This is a genomic window from Streptomyces sp. NPDC087901 (genome assembly GCF_044742205.1).
Lineage (GTDB): Bacteria > Actinomycetota > Actinomycetes > Streptomycetales > Streptomycetaceae > Streptomyces.
In genome coordinates, this window is sequence record NZ_JBIUUC010000005.1 from 482,326 (window position 1) to 499,426 (window position 17,101).

Consider the following 17,101-nt stretch of genomic DNA (forward strand, 5'->3'; position numbering starts at 1 on the left):
TCACCGCTCCTGGCGATGCGCGGCGAAGCGGGACGGGGGCATGCCGAAGGCGCGTGTGAAGGCGGCGGTGAACGCGGCCGGAGTGGCATAGCCGATCCGGGCACCGACCTCACTGACCGACGCGGTGCGCAGCAACGGTACGGCCGCGAGCAGGCGGGCGCGCGTCCGCCAGACGGCGGGGCTTTCACCCGCTTCCGCACGGAAGCGCCGGGTGAAAGCCCGTTCGCTCATGGCCACTTCCGCCGCCCATCCGGCGTTGTCGACGCCGACGTCAGGGGCGGCAAGGTACGCCCGGCAGAGCCTTGCGAAGTCTACGGAGGCGGGGATGCCCACGTGGAACGGCAGCGGGGCCAACGCGGCGATCTCGCACAGCAGAAGCGCGGCGATGCTTCCCTCGCGTCCGGACAGGCTGTAGTCGGCCTCGAACTCGGCTGCGGCCAGCAGTAGTTCGCGTAGCAGGGCGGGGACGTCCACGACCGTGCAGGTCCGGGGCCACCAGGGGACGGCGTCCGGCTCGATGTACAGACTCCGGGTACTCACTTCCAGCATGCGGACCCGGTGCAGGGTGACGGCGGGGATCAGCACGGCACGCTCGGGCGGAACGGTCCAGGTCCCGTCGGCGGTATCGACGACCATGACCCCGGTGGCGCCGTAGAGGAATTGCGCGCGCCGGTGTTCGTGCCAGTCCAGCACGTGGCCGGGCGGGTAGTCGGTGCCGATCGGCAGGACGGTCCGGTCGACATGGTCGACATCGGCCAGTGGAACGTTCTTCACCCCTCCACTCTAGTGGCTGACACTCGAAAGAAATGTGCCGACCATCGCATGCGGGCCCTCGCTCGCGCCTGGTGGAGTGGGCGGATGGACATGGTGATGCTGATCGGGGTCGGGCTCCTCACCGGGGCGACGACGGTGCTGTTCGGGTTCGGTGGCGGGTTCGTCGCGGTGCCGGTCGTGGTGTGGGTGGACGCCGCACTCGGCGCCGACGCGATGCGGGTGGCCACGGCCACCTCGGCCCTGGTGATGGTGGTGAACGCGGGGTTCGCGACGGCCGTCACCCCGCGGCGGGTACTCGTCGCGCTGCGCGGCAGCGGCAGGCTCCTGATCCTGCTGGCCGCCGGGGCCTGGGCCGGCGCGCTCGCCACACGCGTTGCGCCGGCCGGCCTGGCCCGATGGGCGTTCGTCGCGTACGTCGCTCTCACCATCGCCGACGTGCTCCTGCGTCCTGGCTTCCTGCGCCCGCGAACCCGGGTCACGGAAGTCTCAGGCGCCCTGCGTCCGCTGCCGGCCCTTCTCGGCGCGCCGGTCGGTGCGGTCGCCGCCTTCCTCGGCGTGGGCGGCAGCGTCATGACCGTGCCCGCCATGCGCCGGGCCGGGCACACGATGCCGATGGCGACCGCACTGGCCAACCCCCTCACCCTCGCCATCGCGCTCCCGGCCGCCGCGGTCTCCCTGGGCGGCGCCACGGGCCCCGCCGTGGATGCCCCCGCGCATCTGGTGGGCCTCATCGACCTCCCCGCCGCCTCGGCGCTTCTCATCGGAGCCCTGCCCGTCATCGCCGTGCTGCGACGGCGCCCGCCTCGGATACCCGACCGCGCCTACGCCTGGTCCTACATCGGGCTCCTTGCCGTGGTGACGGGCGCGATGCTGGTCCCGGTATAACGCACCAGGTTCCCGTCCTGCTGGGGGCCGGCCGCCCCCATTTCCACAGCCTGCCCACGCACATCGGGCTGCGCCTGCTGGAAACGTTCATGGCGCCCGGCGTGACCCACCTCCACTACGAGGTCGTCAGATGACCGCCGCCGCAGGCGAGGCCGGGCTGAACACACGGAAACCGGCGAAGCCGGCTGTGAGCCGGCCGGACATCGTACGCCTCACTTGGCCAGGTCGACCCGGACCAGCGCAGCCGCAAGCCTCGGCAGATCATCGTCGACGACGAGGCGGGCCAGCCCTTCGGGCGTCTTCGGGAGCCCCAGCCCGGCGGCAGCACGGCGGGCCCTGGCGTCGAACGCCGGGCGCAGCTCGGGCCACACACCCTGCGCCTCACGGCTGAAGATATCCGCTCCCACGGGCCCGATCCTGGGAAACTCCTGCAACAGCCCGCGAATCCGCTCCGGATCTCCGCCGGCCTCCTCGCGCAGCCGCCGCAGGTCCCCGCGGTACCGGTCCAGCAAGAGTTCCGCCCCGTCTCCGAGTGCGGTGGCCGTGCTCTCGTCGTAACGACGATAGTGCGCGCGACCCAGGGCATCCACCCGGCCCTGCCAGGAGGATTTCACCATCGCCTGCGGCGTGCGCATCCCCGCTCCGGACAGCTCCCGGGCCGCTGTCACCGCAATGTCGGCTTTGATGCGAACCGACAACAGCACGCACAGGGTCAGCAGCCGGTACAGCGGGGCGGGTGTGTTGCGGAGCTGGATCCCGGCTTCCTCGGCATATGTGCGCCCGTACTCCTCCAGCAGCCGCTTCGCTGTCGCAGGGCGGGACATGGAGCACCTCCCGTGAAGCCACCCGGCGCCGCGGGGCGGCATCGTTCTCGTTGGCCACCGCGTGTCGCAATCCGCCACTGTGTTGTGTTGTGCGCAGGGGCCACCGACCGGCGTTCATTCTACTCGTCCGGTTGAGGGCGGGGGCTTGTGAGAACCCGGGTACCCCGCCGAACGAGCCCTTCGCCCGGGGTCACACGAGCGCACGGCCCGATGGGCGCAGTCATGGCGGCGGTGCCATGTTTCGGACGTGGACCAGTGGCAACCCGGATGTAGGCGGCGCGCATCACTGTCTGCCGTGCGGGCCGCGTGCCCTCAGGCAGAGACCCTATGAGTATGAGGAGGAGAACGCCATGCCGGCAGGATCCAGCCGCAAGCGAGAGCGCCAGTACGAGCACGTGAAGGAGAGCGCCGAGAATCGCGGCGAGTCCACGTACGGCTGCCGCGCAACGCCTACTTCGCCGCCACCGAGGACGTGCCCGTCGAGCAGGCCGCCGGACGGACCGCCGCGCAGATGATCACCCCGTACCCTCCCGGCTTCCCCATGGTGCTGCCCGGCGAAAAGCTGGCCGAGCCCGTGCTGCGCTACCTCCGCACCGGGCCCGACGCGGGCATGGCCCCCCGACCCGGCGGATCCGGAGCTGCACACCGTACGGGTCTGCGCGGACGGGGGCGGTGCCTGAAGGGCGGGGCACCTTCCGGCCCCCTCCGCCGTTCGTGGGGCGGGGCCGCCGCGGTGTCAGCCACGGGTCCTGGACACGCACTCGGCCACCACGGCATGAAGACTGCCCGTGCGCGCGAGTACGTCCCGCTGTGTCCGTGCCCCTGTCCCGCGCTCCAGTACGCGCCCGACCGCGTCCTCTGCGGCAGTGAAGTCTCCATTGTCCTCCAACGCATCGTGGACATGCGCGAGCAGAGCGCCCACCACGTCGGACGCGGGCTCGGGACGCATGGTCGCAGGATGGAGCAACTGCCCATGCAGCCCTGAGCGGCCGGCCTGCCAGGCGGCCATACGCAGGAGGCCTACCCCGACCGGGTCGGGAGGATCCCCCGCGCTCCAGCTGCGCGCCGCCGTCTCGACCAGACCGCGCACCAGCGTGGCGAGCAGCACCGCGTCGGCCGGGTCCAGGCACACGTCCGCGACTCTGACCTCTGCCGTCGGGTACCGGTGCGAGAGCCTCGCGTCGAAATAGATCATTCCCTTGTCGCGCAGTACGCCTGTGTCGACAAGCGCCTGAACTTCTTCGTGGTAGCGGCGCGCGGAGCCGAAGGTCTCGACCGGCCCGGCCGAGGGCCAGCGTCCCCAGATCCTGCTCCGGTAACTGTCATACGCGGTGTCCTGCCCCTGCCAGAAAGGTGAGTTCGCGCTCAGTGCGAGCACAACCGGCAGCCACGGACGTACGCGGTCCAGCACTCCGACGCCCTCCTCGTCCGAGTCCACGGAAACGTGTATGTGGCATCCGCAGGTCAGCTGCTCCTGAGTGGTCAGGCCGAACTTCTCGGCCAGCCAGCGGTACCGTTCCCCCTCCCCGATCGAGGGGCTGACGGGCAGCGGCGCCGTCGCCAGGGCCACCACGTCGGCGCCGGCCTGCGCGGCGCTCTCCGCGGCCTCGGCCCGCCAGCGCATGATCTCGTCCCCGAGCTCGCGCATATCGCGGCACGGCTTGGTGGCGAACTCCAGCTGCTGACGATGGAGTTCCGACTCGAAGGCCGAGTCGCCCTCCGCGCGGCCTTCCGCGAGGGCCAGCACGGCCGTCGACAGGGCCCGGGGCTCACGGCTCTGTGCGTCGACGAGCAGCAGCTCCTCCTCGACACCCACAGTCCGCACCATCGCGTCCTCCCGCTCAGACGCCCTCGGGCGCGCCTTGTCATGTGCTGTCGCACAGCACCCCTGCCGCACGCACGCGCGGGTGCGGTTGTGCCCCACCTGCGTGTCCACTCGGCGCCCTTAAAGGTTCCCCCACAATGCCGTGAGACACCTCCCGGGCACCGGTCCGGAGAGGGCCGGCGTCCCCGGCACCGTGTCGGCCGCTGGGCGAAGCACATCGCTCATCAGCTGTGGACAGGTGATGCACCACGCCAGTCGGAGAGCAGCCGTGCGGCGAGCCGGTCCTCCAGGCGCCCTGTTGCGTCGATGCCGGACACGACGTCCGCCTCCAGGGCCGGTTCCTCGTCCAGCAGGCCTCGGACGACGTCGTGGCGGACGGTCTGTTCGTGGACCGCGTCCGCCTCGACGTGTTCGGTGTAGAAGTGCTCTGCGGCCGGCCCCGCCTCCGCCCGCCGCATCGCGAGGGCCGGGCGCCGTGACGAGGGCGACGAGGTGATCTCCACGGCGGCGAAGTGTCCGGCCGGAGCGCCACGCAGCCGACTGTGCAGGCCGAAGAGGGACATGAGGTTGACCAGGGCGAGCACCTCGGCATGGCCCTCGTCCACGTAGTGGCCGTACGACGTCTCCAGGCCCAGATCCGCCACGAGATCGGCGAACAGCCGGGCGTGCACCCGTCCCGCCCGGCAGGCAGGCAGGCACCGAACTCGTAGTACTCGACTGCGGCCATGCCCGCCTTGGCGCGGCCGCAGTACCCAGGCGTGCGGATCCGCTTCCTTCAGGTGGCACGGGAGCGCTGCGTAGGCGCGGAGCTGGTTCAGCGTGCCGCTCTCCTGGAGAAAATGCGAGACTCCTGTGCCCCGGACCAACTCGACGAGCGGCGCCTCGAAGGTCTCGGTCAGGCCCGCGCCGGGCGGGGCGTCACGACGCAGGGCCGCCTCGAAGCGACGCTTCAGCGCGGCCCGGACCTCCAGCAGGGCCGGATCCCATTCGCTCGCCGGATCCACTCCCGCGAGTGGCGGCGTCGCTCGGGCGGGGGCCGCGCCCCCACCGGGCCGGGGCGCGGCCCCCGTCCCCCCCGTTACGCGGTTCGGATGACGTGCGGTTGCGGGAACCGCGGCACAAACGCAGGCTGCCGGGACCGGGCGGACCATGGGAATGACCGCCGCGATGAGGGGAACCCCGAGGCTGCGGCCCCGGAGGAACGGGATCAGGTACTCCCCGCACGCAGACAGAAAGGGCGACAGCTGATGAGTGACCAAGACGTGAGCAAGCGGAAGGTCCTGGCCATCGTCACCAACTACGGCGTGGAGCAGGACGAGCTCGTCGTACCGGTCGATCACCTGCGCGGATGGGGTGCTCAGGTCGATGTCGCCGCAGTGACGATGGACGCGGTCGAGACCCTCGTCGGCGACAAGGAGCCCGGCAGGACCCTGCACCCCGACCTCACTCTGGACGACGTCGATCCGACGGGTTACGACCTTCTGCTCGTCCCGGGAGGCACGTTGAACGCCGACACGCTGCGCATGCAGGGCTCCGCCGGCCGGATCGTGCGCGCGTTCTCCGGATCCGGCCGACCGGTCGCGGCCATCTGCCACGGGCCCTGGGTCCTGGTGGAGGCCGGCGCCGTCTCGGGGAAGCGGCTCACCTCCTACGCCTCGCTGCAGACCGACATCCGCAACGCGGGTGGCGACTGGGCCGATCAGCCGGTCGTCACGGACGATTCGGGCGGCTGGAAGCTCATCACCTCACGCAACCCGGGTGACCTGGAACCGTTCGTGCGGGAGATCGACGCAGCACTGGCCGTCCCGGGCCTGTCCGGCACCTGAACCGCCGGGCAGGCGGGCGGCCCGCGGCAGACCGGTGGTCGGCCCGCAAGGGGCCGGGCGTGACACGGTTCGGGTACTAGACGGCCTCGGGTACGAAGGGGAGGAAGTGGTCAGCGCCCGCCTCGATGACTCCGTAACTGCTCTCCGGCACTTCGTTCCACTCGCCGGGCAGTCCGCCCAGGGGCTCCGAGACCACGAGGCGGGTGCCTTCGGATACCCCCCTCAGGAAATCCAGGTCCGGGTGCAGGGCCCGCACCGTTTCGACCCTGGTGCTACAGAACAGCGATCTGGACGCACGCAGACTCGAATAGCGGAAAGCCCACAGCCGTTCACCGTCGGCCACCGCCACCGTCATCTGGAGTGGATGCTCCACTCCTTGCTCGTGTCCCAGGCGTTCGATCAGTCCGGCCATGCGCGCCACGGCGCCCGGCACGTCCTGGTCGAGGCCGAAGGTGATGGCCAGGTAGAACATCACCTCCGAGTCCGTGGATCCTTCCAGGGCGGAGAACAACACCGGATCCACGGCCAGGGAAAGCGCGCGACGCAGGCGGTGGAAGTCCGCGACGGCTCCGTTGTGCATCCACATCCAGCGGCCGTGCCGGAACGGATGGCAATTGGTCTCCTGAATCGCCGTTCCCGTGGACGCCCGGACATGCGCGAAGAACATCGGTGACCGTATGTGGTCGGCGAGCTCCCGCAGATTGCGGTTGTTCCAGGCAGGTCCCGTGTCTCGAATGATCGCAGGCGTGTCCCTTTCGGGCCCGTACCATCCGACACCGAATCCGTCGCCGTTGGTCGTCTCGACACCCAGACGCGAGTGCAGGCTCTGGTCGATGAGCGAATGCTCCGGCTTGTAGAGAAGATCACCGAGCACGGCGCTCGTGCCCGAGTAGGCCAGCCATCTGCACATGAGCGACGCCCCTTCCAGATGTGGGCGTGAAGAAACGGACCGCCGTACCGGGGCCACGTCTTCGTCCACCACGCGTCCGGCTGTCGTTGTTCTGACCACGCTACCCACTCCGTGAACCCGTCGCCCGACCGCCCGGCCGGCTCGTCCGCGTACTCAAGGGCGTCACGCCCTGCCCGGACCCTCGCTGAGGGGAGAATCCGGTGGTGCGCCTCGGTGCCGGGGTCGAGAATCGCCGGACGCATGAAGTGGAACTGTCCGACGGGATCGTCACTCTGTCCCCACTGCGCCTGGACGATGCGGAAGCGCACCTCACAGGGGAGGACGAACTGCTTGCTCGCTGACTCAACGGCGGTCCGGGGACACGCGAAGGCGTCGAAGCGTACTTCCGGCACTGCCGGGAACAGGGCGGTGATCCAGGCGGAACCGGAGATTCCCGGATCCGGCGCCGTCGCCCGGCGGGCAGGGTTCATCACCGCCGGGCGGACACACACGAAGGACGGCACACGGTTCGACCGGTACATCCCGGACCTACGCGTCGGCACCCCTGCCGCGGAACAGGCTCAACCGACCTGATCCGTGCGAAGTCGGCCGCCCGGATACGCCGTCCGCGGGCCGCGCTACGCCGGGGTGGTGAGGTGTTGTTCCGCTGCCAGCACCGCCTCGTGCACGCCGGTTCTGCCCAGAAGCACGCACAACGTGTACGCGGCGTCATCCAGTGCCTGCCGCGCCCGCATGTCGGACGGGGCGGCAGTCAGCCGGGACTGGCAATGGCGGAACTCCGCCAGCACCTCCGCCGTCCGAGCCCGGCTCGGCATCAGTCCGACGCACACCGCCCGATGCGACACGGTGCGTGCCATGGCCACAGCCCGGTGCAGCGCCCGCTCCACATGCGCGGGCATCGCGACGCCACGTGCGTCGGCGGCCATGGCGGCAGCCACCTCGGCCGACGTGATGCCCGCCGCCTTCGCCGCCGCGCCCAGTACCCGCCTCGCGTCCCGTGCCGAGCACGGAGTCACAGCCATGACCGTGCCCACCGCCCACGCGGCTCTGGGCTCGTCGATGGGGGGCTGCGCTGCGGACACCACCCCTGCGGTCGAGGGGCTTCTGCCGCCGGACTCGGGGTTGCGGGGGAGGCGAGCAGTCATCATCAGGGCCATTTCTCGACGAGGCGACGGAGGAGTTCCGCGACGACCAATGGGGGACATGCCAGTCTTCGCCCGCCCCCATGTGCTCACAGTTCCGAAACATGACATCCAGGAGAGAAGTGCGCCTGTGGGCCAAGCCGCTCGGGTGACCCCGGGCCACGACCCTTGCTACGGCGGGCGCCGCCCGCACGGACCAGGAGATGGGGTGGCACTGCTCCGTACCCGGCATGAGGAATGCGCGGAGCGCGTTGCGCGGTCCGGGTGCGGCGAAGTCCCGGTCGTGAGCACAGTAGAGGCGGGACCAAGCGGTCAGGTTCGCTGCGGTAGAGGAGAGCGAGGGCGGTTTACGAGTCCGCAGCACGGGGGTCTGTAGTCACGCCCGAGGAGGGTTCTTTCCTGGCTCCGGCGGCGCCGCTGAGCGGGCGGGCCGTCGAGGACCGAATCTGAGCTGGCAGGTCCCCCTCACACAAGGAGTTTTCGATGCCGGCCCTCGGAACGACGATGCCGGTGACCGGCGCGCCCTGCTGGGTGAGCCTGGTGACGCCTGATCCGCACGCGGCCCGGTCCTTCTATACACGGGTGATGGGGTGGGGATTCTGCGACAGCTCCCTCGGGCGCGACTTCTCGGTCGCCATGGCGCACGGGGAACCTGTCGCGGGGATGGGGTACTGCCACGGTCGCGGGCTCCCCGCCCGCTGGACGCCGTACTTCGCTGTGGCGGACGCCGATGAGACTGCGGACCGTGTCAGGGAGCGGGGGGCCACGCTCGCTGTCGGGCCCACGCGGCTGGGGGAAGGACGTGCCGCCCTCGCAGCAGACCGGGACGGTGCCGCTTTCGGTTTCTGGGAGGGGCCGGCACTCGCCTGGACAGTGGGGCAGGGAAGCGCGCCCGCCCGGCTTGACCTCATGACGCGCCACGCCTTCGAGGCGGCCATCTTCTACGCCGGGATCTTCGACTGGGCGAAGCCGGGCAGCGGCTGCACGGTGGACTACGCGCAGGACCACGTCGTGGTTCAGGTCGCGGGCCACACGGTCGCCACGTTGCGCGGCGGAGGCGTCGAGTCCGCCCCTGACCCTAAGACGCGGCCGAGGTGGGTGGTGGACTTCCACGTGGCGGACAGCCGGGCGACCGCAGCGGCAGCCACGGCGGCTGGCGGCCAGTCCTCACCGGCTCCTCCCCCGCTCGGCTGTTCGAACGACGCCTTCGTCATCTGTGACCCCACCGGCGCACTGTTCACGGTCTCAGGCCCCAGCGGGGCATGACGCCGCAGACCCACCGAATTGCGAGGGCCCCCGACGCCTACGACCCCATGCACGTCGCACCGCCTGCCCGTCACGCCAGGCGTCGCACCGATCGAGCGGCGGGCGTGCGACGGCCCACGGTTGTCGGCCGGGGTCCTCGTCAGTTGCAGCGGGGGTCAGGGACTTCCGGTAGCAGCGGGGGTCAGTGACTGGTGAGCTCTCCGGTGAGCTTCCCGTGGAGATCGGCGCTCTGATCGTTGAGGCCGATGATCTCGACGGTCTTGCCGCGCTGGGCGTACTTGGTCTCGATGGCGTCGAGGGCGGCCACGGAGGAGGCGTCCCAGATGTGGGCGGCGGACAGATCGATGACGACCCTGTGGGGGTCGCCGGCGTAGTCGAACCGGCCGACGAGATCATTGGAGGAGGCGAAGAACAGCTCTCCGTTCACGGAGTACACCACGCTGGTGCCGTCGGGGTCCGTGACGGCGGTGACGTCGGCGAGGCGGGCGACGCGCTTGGCGAAGATGACCATCGCGGTGACGGAGCCGACGACGACACCGATGGCGAGGTTGTGGGTGGCGACCACCACGGCCACGGTGATGACCATGACTGCGATCTCCCCCGCCGGCATCCGCTTGAGGGTCTTCGGGGCGATGGAGTGCCAGTCGAAGGTCGCGAACGACACCATGACCATGACGGCGACCAGCGCGGCCATGGGAATGTCTGAGACCACCGGGCCGAAGACGATGCACAGCACCATCAGGAAGGAACCGGCGAGGAAGGTGGACAACCGCGTGCGGGCGCCGGAGACCTTCACGTTGATCATCGTCTGGCCGATCATCGCGCAGCCGCCCATGCCGCCGAAGAACCCGGTGACGATGTTGGCGATGCCCTGACCGATGGACTCGCGAGTCTTGGAGGAATGGGTGTCGGTGATCTCGTCGACCAGCTTCGCGGTCATCAGCGACTCCATCAGCCCGACCAGCGCCATCGCGAGCGCGTAGGGGGCGATCGTCGTCAGGGTGTCCATGGTGAAGGGGACGTCCGGCAGGCCCGGTACCGGCAGCGAGGACGGCAGGGCTCCCTTGTCCCCCACGGTCGGCACGGCGATCCCCGCCGCGATCGTGATGACGGTGAGGACGACGATGGAGACCAGCGGCGCCGGGATCACCCGGGTGACCTTCGGGAAGAACACCATGAGCGCGAGACCGCCGATGATCAGCGGGTACACCGCCCAGGGCACGTCATGCATCTCGGGTACCTGCGCCATGAAGATCAGGATCGCCAGAGCGTTGACGAAGCCGACCATCACCGAGCGGGGTACGAACCGCATGAGTTTCGCCACCCCCATCGCCCCGAGCGCGATCTGGAAGATCCCGGCCAGGATGACGGCGGCGATCAGGTAGCCGAGGCCGTGTTCCCGGTTCAGCGGTGCGATCACGAGCGCGACGGCGCCCGTGGCGGCGGAGATCATGGCCCGGCGGCCGCCGACGACCGAGATGACCACAGCCATGGTGAACGAGGCGAACAGGCCTATCGCCGGGTCGACTCCCGCGATGATCGAGAACGAGATGGCCTCGGGGATCAGCGCGAGCCCGACGACGAGGCCGGCCAGGATCTCGGTGCGCCAGACCTTCGGGTCGGACAGCCAGTCGGGCTTCAGGCCGCGCAGAACAGCGGCGGGCGTCATGACGGAGGAAGACAAGGAGGCGAGTACCTGTCGTGTTCGGGCAGTCCCCCGCCGAGGGGCCGGGAGCATGCGGGAAGGGCGGCGCGAATGGGCCGGGCCGGCACTCCGCGGGCGGCTGCCCCGACGGGCCGGAAGTCAATGGGAGGGACGAAGCGCGGGCGCGCGGCCGGGCAGCTCACATCCGGGGGCGAGGAGTCACGGCGGGCAGGTGGTGGACATCAGCACCATCTGCTCGCGCACGCTCACTCCTGCAAGAATCGGGGCTTCGCCGGGGGCGCCATCGGCCCCGGCGGTGTAGGGGTGAGGCAGCCGGGCCGCCCTCACCGCCAGCAACTCTACCCTAACGTTAGGGTAGAGGTCGGTCGAGGCCGTCCGGGATGCGGCCCGCCACGAGGAGAAGGGGCACAGGACCACCGGCGTGGACGACAGGCACATGCAGATCGGCGAGGTCGCCGCGCGGACCGAACTGTCCCTGCGCACCATCCGCCATTACGAGGAGACGGGGCTCGTCGTCCCTTCCGCTCGTTCACAGGGCGGCTTCCGGCTCTATACCGAGAGTGACGTTCAGCGGCTCATGGTCATCCGCCGGATGAAGCCGCTCGGCTTCACCCTCGACCAGATGCGCGACCTGCTCGACGCGACGGACCGCCTCGACGCCGACGACGGCCTGGACGCCGGCGAACGCGACCGTCTGTTGGACCGTGTACGCGTGTACGAGCAGGCCGCCACGGAACAGGTCGCCAGGCTCCGGATCCAGCTCGCCCGGGCCGAGGACTTCGCCGACGCCCTGCGCACGCGCCTGCCCCGGGAGACCCCGCCCCCCTCTGCCGTACGGCCCTGATCGACTGCACCGGCTTCGCGGGGACAGCACCTGGCCGGGGCACGCGCGCAGGCACCTGTCCGACCGCGCAAGCACCTGTCCGACAAGGCGGGGCAACCTCGGCTCCCGGCTCCTGCGTTCGCGGACAGGGCGTGCTTCCGGGCGGCCCGATAGCGACCCCATGGGCCGTCGCAGACCAACTGGCGTGATCTAAGGGAGTCGTTCGCGCCCGAGGTCCCATCCATCGGGTGCGCCATAGATGTGGGCCTCCCGGCATTGAGCCGCTCGCGCTCCCGGGCCGCTCCTCCTCGGCTCCGGGACGCCGCGGTGTTGCACCGGCCGCCCGTACGCCACGCGCTCCCGAAGCCCGTCGGGGTGCCCCCCGGCTCAGGTGGCGGAACGGCTCGCCAGGTACTCGGTCATGCCCTCGCCGGTGAGCGGGTAGTAGTCGGAGAGGCGCCCGCCCTGGTCGAGGCGGCGGCGGGCGAACGCCTCGCGGTCCTGGTGGAGCAGGGAGTCCTCGGCGAGCGGGATCGCGTTCTGCTGCGGTACGACGACGGCACCGTCCTCGTCGGCGACGATCAGGTCGCCGGGCGTCACCAGAGAGCCGCCGACACCGACGGGCACATTGAAGGCGGACGGGAACAATTCGGTCTGCGAGGCGTAGTGCGGGGTGACGCCGGTGCACCAGATGGGCACGCCGAGCGCGCGCACCCGGGCGGCGTCCCGCACTCGTCCGTCGACCACGATCCCGGCGCCGCCGCGCAGTTTGAAGTAGCGCACGAGCATGTCGCCGAGGCAGCCGGTGAAGTGACTTCCATGGGCCGAGATGACCAGTACATCCCCGGGCTGGATCGATTCGAGAACGCCCCACAGTGGCGTCTTCCGCTCGATGTCCTCCTGCTCCGCGCCGTTGAAGACGTCTTCACGCTGCGGAAGGAACTGCAGCGTGACAGCGCCGCCGGTGACCTTGACGTCCGGTTCGCGGTGCAACGGCACGGGACCGTCGATGAACGTCCGGGTGATGCCCATCTGATGCAGCTTCGCGCAGGCCGTCGCCGCGCTCACGTCCCGGAGAGCGTCCACCATCTGAGAGGTGGGTCGTACGTAGGCGGAGGTGTGGACCGGCGCTCGCATCGATTCGTAGGCCCGGCTCCCCTCCGACGCGCTGATGCCGGGCTCCCCCGTCGACTTGATGCGGGACTCCCCCGTCGACGCCGCTTCCTGGTCCCCAATCGGGTGCATGCACGTGCCTCTCCGCGCGCTCATCGCACGCAACGCCAGTGACATCATCGCCTATCGATGGTAGATAACAGCTAATCGATTAGTGCTGTCAATGCGTCAGGAGCCTCCCATGAACGGTGCCGCCACAGATTCCCCTGATCCCGTCGAAGCCACCGAGTGGTTCGAGGTGGCACGCTTCGGGCTCTTCGTCCACTTCGGTCTCTACAGCCTGGCAGCGCGGCACGAGTGGGTCCGCAGCCGGGAGGCCATGTCCCAGCAGGAGTACGACCGTTATCTGACCAGGTTCGATCCCGATCTGTTCGATGCACGCCAACTCGCGCGTACAGCGCGGGAGTCCGGAATGCGGTATGCCGTGCTTACGGCCAAGCACCATGACGGTTTCTGCCTGTTCGACTCGGCGCTGACCGGCTACACATCGGTGCGTGCGACAGGCCGCGACCTGGTCCGCGAGTTCGTGGACGCGATGCGCGCCGAGGGCCTGCGCGTCGGCCTGTACTACTCGCTGCTCGACTGGCACCACCCCGACTTCACCGTCGACGAGCACCACCCGCTGCGCGGCACCGCGGCCGAGCGGGAGCCCCGCGACATGGAGCGCTACCGCGCCTACATGGAGGGGCAGATACGCGAACTCCTCACCGGATACGGCCCGATCGACACCCTGTTCTTCGACTTCACGTATCCGGAGAAGGGCCCCGAGGAGTGGGGTGCGGAGCAGCTCCTGGCCACCGTCAAGGAACTGCAGCCGGGCATCCTCGTCAACGACAGGCTCGGCATCCCCGGCGACTTCGTCACGCCCGAGCAGTACCAGCCCGACCGACCGCTGGAGCGCCGTGGCGAGCGGGTGACATGGGAGGCCTGCCACACGCTCAACGGCTCATGGGGGTACGACCGCGACAACCACGACTACAAGGACCCTGAGCTGCTGGTCCGCATGCTGGTGCAGTCCGTCGCCTGCGGCGGCAACCTCATCCTGAACGTCGGGCCCACCGGCCGCGGCTCCCTGGATCCGCAGGCCCGCGCCACGCTCCGGGCCATCGGCGAGTGGACCGGGCTGCACGCACGGTCCGTGCACGGCGCGGGGCCGAGCGCGTTCGAGCCGCCCTCGCACACCATGTACACACAGTCCGGCAACCGCCTCTACCTGCACCTGCCGGTCTGGCCGCTCAAGCACCTTCATCTGCCTGGACTTGCCGGGCGCGTGCGCTACGCCCAACTCCTGCACGACGGTTCGGAGATCCGCTTCCACGAGACGGACGGCACGTCGCACGAGCACAACAACCTCGCACCGCCGAGCCAGCCGTCAGGGACCCTGACTCTGACCCTGCCGATCGGCCGGCCCGACGTACTCCTCCCGGTGATCGAGCTGGAGCTGGACGTACGGCAGTGAACCCGCCGGCCGGGCCGCGTCCGAGCAGGGGACGTTCGCGTCGGACTCCGTCCCGGAACGACCGAGACGACCGAGACGACCGAGACGACCGACGAGATCGAACGGATCGGCCGGCCATGCGGCGAAAGCAGAACTCAGAGGTTGCGGCAGCACCCTTGAAGAAGCAAGAAGCCGGCTTTAGCATCAACAATCGATAGACGATAGGTGTGTTGGAGGCGAAGGCCCCGCCCCGCCTCCAACACATCGCACCACTCGCCGGGCGGCACGCACCCTCGCCGGCCCGCACCCCCTCGCACCGCTGCCCCACCGGGGACTCTGCGGCTGACCAGCAGCTATCGATTATTCACGACTACGCAACGGAGCGTGTCCCGATGAGAACAATGTGGCGCCGCACTTGCGGGCTCGCCGTGGCTCCCCTGGTGATGGCGTCGGCCGTCGCCTGCGGAGGCGGGTCCGACCAGGCGTCGGAGGGGACGACCCTCCGCGTCATCGTGAACATCACCCCGAACCTGACGGAGAAGTACTGGAACGATCTCTTCGCCACGTACGAGAAGTCTCACCCCGGCGTGAACGTCGAGCTCGAACTGACCGGCACGATCTCGGCGGACGCGAAGCTGAGGCAGGACCTGGCGGCCGGCGATCCGCCGGATGTCGCCCAGCAGATCGTTCCGACCGCCCACACCGCCTCCCTCTTCGCCGACCTCTCCGACCAGCCCTGGACCGCCAAGACACCGCTGGCCGACCAGTACGCCGTCGGCGGCAAGCACTACGTGGTCGGCGTGGGTGAGCAGATCCAGTCGCTCGTGTTCTACAACAAGGCCGCCTTCGAGAAGGCGGGGCTCGACGCCTCAAAGATCCGGACGATGAATCAATTCACCATGGCCATGGGTGAGTTGAAGGACGCGGGCTACAAGCCGTTGCAGGCCGCCGGTCAGTGGGTCACCGGATCACAGTTCTCGATGATGGCCGACGCGGGGGTGCTCACCGCCGACCCCGAGTGGACGGCCAAGCGCAACAACGGCAAGGCCTCCTTCGCGAAGAGCGGCTACCTGCCCTACCTCGAGGGGTACAAGGGCTGGATCGACAAGGGCTACCTGGAGAAGAGCGCGCTGGGTCTCACCTACGCGGACGGTCAGACGGCCTTCCTGAACGGCAAGTCCGCGATGTACATCATGGGTTCGTTCTTCGTGCCCGCCGCGGACGCCGCGAAGAAGAGCGACGGCATCGGGGTGTTCACCATGCCGACCGACGGGGCCTACCCGTCCGGTCAGTTCGGCAACATCTCGAACCCGTACGTCGTGGTGAACAGGTCGCGGCACAAGGCCGAGGCACTCGAGTTCGTGAAGTGGGCGACCACCGACCCGGAGGCCATCAAGAGCCAGCTCGCCTCCGACGCGAACCTGCGGGAGGGCTTCACTTACCCGATGTCCAGCCTCGGCACCTCCGTACAGCAGATCCTGGACAAGGCCCCGTCGGTGATCGTGAAGTCCGGCGACAGCCAGCCGATCGCCGGCTTCAGCGACGAGCTCAACAAGCAGGTCCAGTCCCTGTACACGGGCTCGTCCGCCTCGGGTGCGGCCGACGGATTGGACAAGTGGTGGAACTCGCAGAGCTGAACGCGGGGCTGGACCTCCGGGCACGGCGCCGGGCACGGCTCCGCGAAACGGCCGTCTCCTTCGGGATGATGGGTCCGGCCGTGCTGCTCTACACGGTGATGACCGTCGTTCCGGTGGGAGTCGCGGTCTACCTCAGCCTGACCGACTGGGACGGGTTCTCCACCGCCACGTTCACCGGGCTCGACAACTACAAGCATCTGTTCGACGACCCGAGTTCGACGGACGCCTGGTACGTGACGGCGCTGATCGCCGCGGCCGGCACGGTCCTCATGGTGGGCCTGGGGCTCGTGTACGCGCTCGCCCTCAAGGGCCGTTCGCGCACGAACTCCTTCTTCCGGGCCGTCGCCTACTTCCCGCACGTCATCAGCGCACTGATCCTGGGCTATCTGTGGGCGGCGATCCTCGGCACCAACGGTGCCATCAACAACACGCTCGCCAAGTTCGGGATCGAACCACTCGGCTTCCTCTTCGACGAGCAGTTCGCGCTGATCTCGCTGATCGCCGTGATCGTCTGGGCCGGATTCGGCTTCAACGTCGTCCTGTTCGTGGCCGCCCTGCAGACGGTGCCCGCCGAGCTGCTCGAGGCCGCGGCGCTCGACGGCGCCTCCAGACGGCAGATCAACCTACGGATCGTGATCCCCATGATCGCGCCCGTGGTGACCGTTGCGACGGTGCTGAACCTGGTGGGGCTCATCCGGGCGTACGACATCGTGGTCAGCCTCACCGGAGGCGGTCCGGCCGGGTCGACGCAGACGTTCACCTATCTCATTCTCGCCCGGTCCTTCGAGGGCACCAAGGTCGGCTACGCGACCGCGCAGGCGGTGTTCCTGATGGTGGTGTCCGCAGTGTTCGCCCTCCTGGTGACGGCACTGCGCAACCGTCAGGACCAGGCCGCGACAGGAAGTTAGGAGC

Annotated in this window: 15 protein-coding genes and 1 pseudogene; 8 read left to right on the top strand and 8 right to left on the bottom strand. The window is 69.4% G+C overall.

Annotation, left to right across the window (positions count from 1 at the left end; translation table 11 throughout):
• Nucleotides 1-774 (bottom strand): AraC family transcriptional regulator, encoded by a 774-nt coding sequence (locus ACIOEW_RS19270; protein ID WP_401964824.1) that lies wholly within the window; start codon nucleotides 772-774, stop codon nucleotides 1-3.
• 84 nt (nucleotides 775-858) lie between these two features.
• Here ACIOEW_RS19270 and ACIOEW_RS19275 point away from each other — a divergent pair, with 84 nt between their 5' ends.
• Nucleotides 859-1,659, top strand: a complete 801-nt coding sequence (locus ACIOEW_RS19275) for a TSUP family transporter (RefSeq protein ID WP_401964826.1) — start codon at nucleotides 859-861, stop codon at nucleotides 1,657-1,659.
• Nucleotides 1,660-1,871: 212 nt separating this feature from the next.
• Here ACIOEW_RS19275 and ACIOEW_RS19280 read toward each other — a convergent pair whose 3' ends face one another.
• Complete coding sequence (locus tag ACIOEW_RS19280; RefSeq protein ID WP_362550593.1) at nucleotides 1,872-2,483, bottom strand: endonuclease; 612 nt, start codon at nucleotides 2,481-2,483, stop codon at nucleotides 1,872-1,874.
• Between the two features lie 427 nt (nucleotides 2,484-2,910).
• On the opposite strand from ACIOEW_RS19280, the pseudogene ACIOEW_RS19285 reads away from it, so the two are divergent.
• Nucleotides 2,911-3,163: pseudogene (locus ACIOEW_RS19285) on the top strand (ornithine decarboxylase); the annotation flags it as partial.
• A 56-nt stretch (nucleotides 3,164-3,219) separates the two neighbouring features.
• Here the strand turns inward: ACIOEW_RS19285 and ACIOEW_RS19290 are convergent.
• On the bottom strand, nucleotides 3,220-4,311 hold the full coding sequence (locus ACIOEW_RS19290) for a glutamate--cysteine ligase (protein ID WP_401964827.1): 1,092 nt from the start codon (nucleotides 4,309-4,311) through the stop codon (nucleotides 3,220-3,222).
• A 221-nt stretch (nucleotides 4,312-4,532) separates the two neighbouring features.
• Nucleotides 4,533-5,312 (bottom strand): iron-containing redox enzyme family protein, encoded by a 780-nt coding sequence (locus tag ACIOEW_RS19295; protein WP_401964828.1) that lies wholly within the window; start codon nucleotides 5,310-5,312, stop codon nucleotides 4,533-4,535.
• Between the two features lie 243 nt (nucleotides 5,313-5,555).
• Here ACIOEW_RS19295 and ACIOEW_RS19300 point away from each other — a divergent pair, with 243 nt between their 5' ends.
• The gene (locus ACIOEW_RS19300) at nucleotides 5,556-6,134 is read left to right on the top strand and encodes a type 1 glutamine amidotransferase domain-containing protein (protein ID WP_362550599.1); all 579 of its coding nucleotides are present in this window, start codon (nucleotides 5,556-5,558) and stop codon (nucleotides 6,132-6,134) included.
• A 76-nt stretch (nucleotides 6,135-6,210) separates the two neighbouring features.
• On the opposite strand, the gene ACIOEW_RS19305 is transcribed toward ACIOEW_RS19300, so the two are convergent.
• Both ACIOEW_RS19305 and ACIOEW_RS19310 read right to left on the bottom strand, forming a co-directional pair.
• Complete coding sequence (locus ACIOEW_RS19305) at nucleotides 6,211-7,044, bottom strand: class II glutamine amidotransferase (RefSeq protein ID WP_362550602.1); 834 nt, start codon at nucleotides 7,042-7,044, stop codon at nucleotides 6,211-6,213.
• Between the two features lie 617 nt (nucleotides 7,045-7,661).
• A complete protein-coding gene (locus ACIOEW_RS19310) occupies nucleotides 7,662-8,066 on the bottom strand; it encodes a DUF5133 domain-containing protein (protein ID WP_401964831.1) in 405 nt (134 codons plus the stop codon).
• A gap of 603 nt (nucleotides 8,067-8,669) precedes the next feature.
• On the opposite strand from ACIOEW_RS19310, the gene ACIOEW_RS19315 reads away from it, so the two are divergent.
• Entirely contained in the window at nucleotides 8,670-9,452 is a 783-nt protein-coding gene (locus ACIOEW_RS19315) for a VOC family protein (RefSeq protein WP_401964832.1), read from the top strand.
• Nucleotides 9,453-9,633: 181 nt separating this feature from the next.
• Here the strand turns inward: ACIOEW_RS19315 and ACIOEW_RS19320 are convergent, their stop codons facing one another.
• Nucleotides 9,634-11,121 carry a SulP family inorganic anion transporter gene (locus tag ACIOEW_RS19320; RefSeq protein ID WP_401964976.1) on the bottom strand — a complete coding sequence of 496 codons (1,488 nt, stop codon included), beginning with the start codon at nucleotides 11,119-11,121 and terminating at the stop codon, nucleotides 9,634-9,636.
• Nucleotides 11,122-11,539: 418 nt separating this feature from the next.
• Between ACIOEW_RS19320 and ACIOEW_RS19325 the strand changes: the two genes are divergently transcribed.
• A complete protein-coding gene (locus tag ACIOEW_RS19325) occupies nucleotides 11,540-11,962 on the top strand; it encodes a MerR family transcriptional regulator (RefSeq protein WP_401964834.1) in 423 nt (140 codons plus the stop codon).
• A 366-nt stretch (nucleotides 11,963-12,328) separates the two neighbouring features.
• Here ACIOEW_RS19325 and ACIOEW_RS19330 read toward each other — a convergent pair whose 3' ends face one another.
• Nucleotides 12,329-13,186, bottom strand: a complete 858-nt coding sequence (locus ACIOEW_RS19330) for a ribonuclease activity regulator RraA (protein WP_401964835.1) — start codon at nucleotides 13,184-13,186, stop codon at nucleotides 12,329-12,331.
• A gap of 109 nt (nucleotides 13,187-13,295) precedes the next feature.
• Between ACIOEW_RS19330 and ACIOEW_RS19335 the strand changes: the two genes are divergently transcribed.
• From ACIOEW_RS19335 to ACIOEW_RS19345, 3 genes are all read left to right on the top strand, one after another.
• Nucleotides 13,296-14,573, top strand: a complete 1,278-nt coding sequence (locus ACIOEW_RS19335) for an alpha-L-fucosidase (RefSeq protein ID WP_362550616.1) — start codon at nucleotides 13,296-13,298, stop codon at nucleotides 14,571-14,573.
• 371 nt (nucleotides 14,574-14,944) lie between these two features.
• Nucleotides 14,945-16,189 (top strand): ABC transporter substrate-binding protein, encoded by a 1,245-nt coding sequence (locus ACIOEW_RS19340; RefSeq protein WP_401964837.1) that lies wholly within the window; start codon nucleotides 14,945-14,947, stop codon nucleotides 16,187-16,189.
• Nucleotides 16,168-17,097, top strand: a complete 930-nt coding sequence (locus ACIOEW_RS19345) for a carbohydrate ABC transporter permease (protein ID WP_401964838.1) — start codon at nucleotides 16,168-16,170, stop codon at nucleotides 17,095-17,097. Before ACIOEW_RS19340 ends, ACIOEW_RS19345 begins: the two co-directional genes overlap by 22 nt.
• Nucleotides 17,098-17,101: the final 4 nt, after the last annotated feature.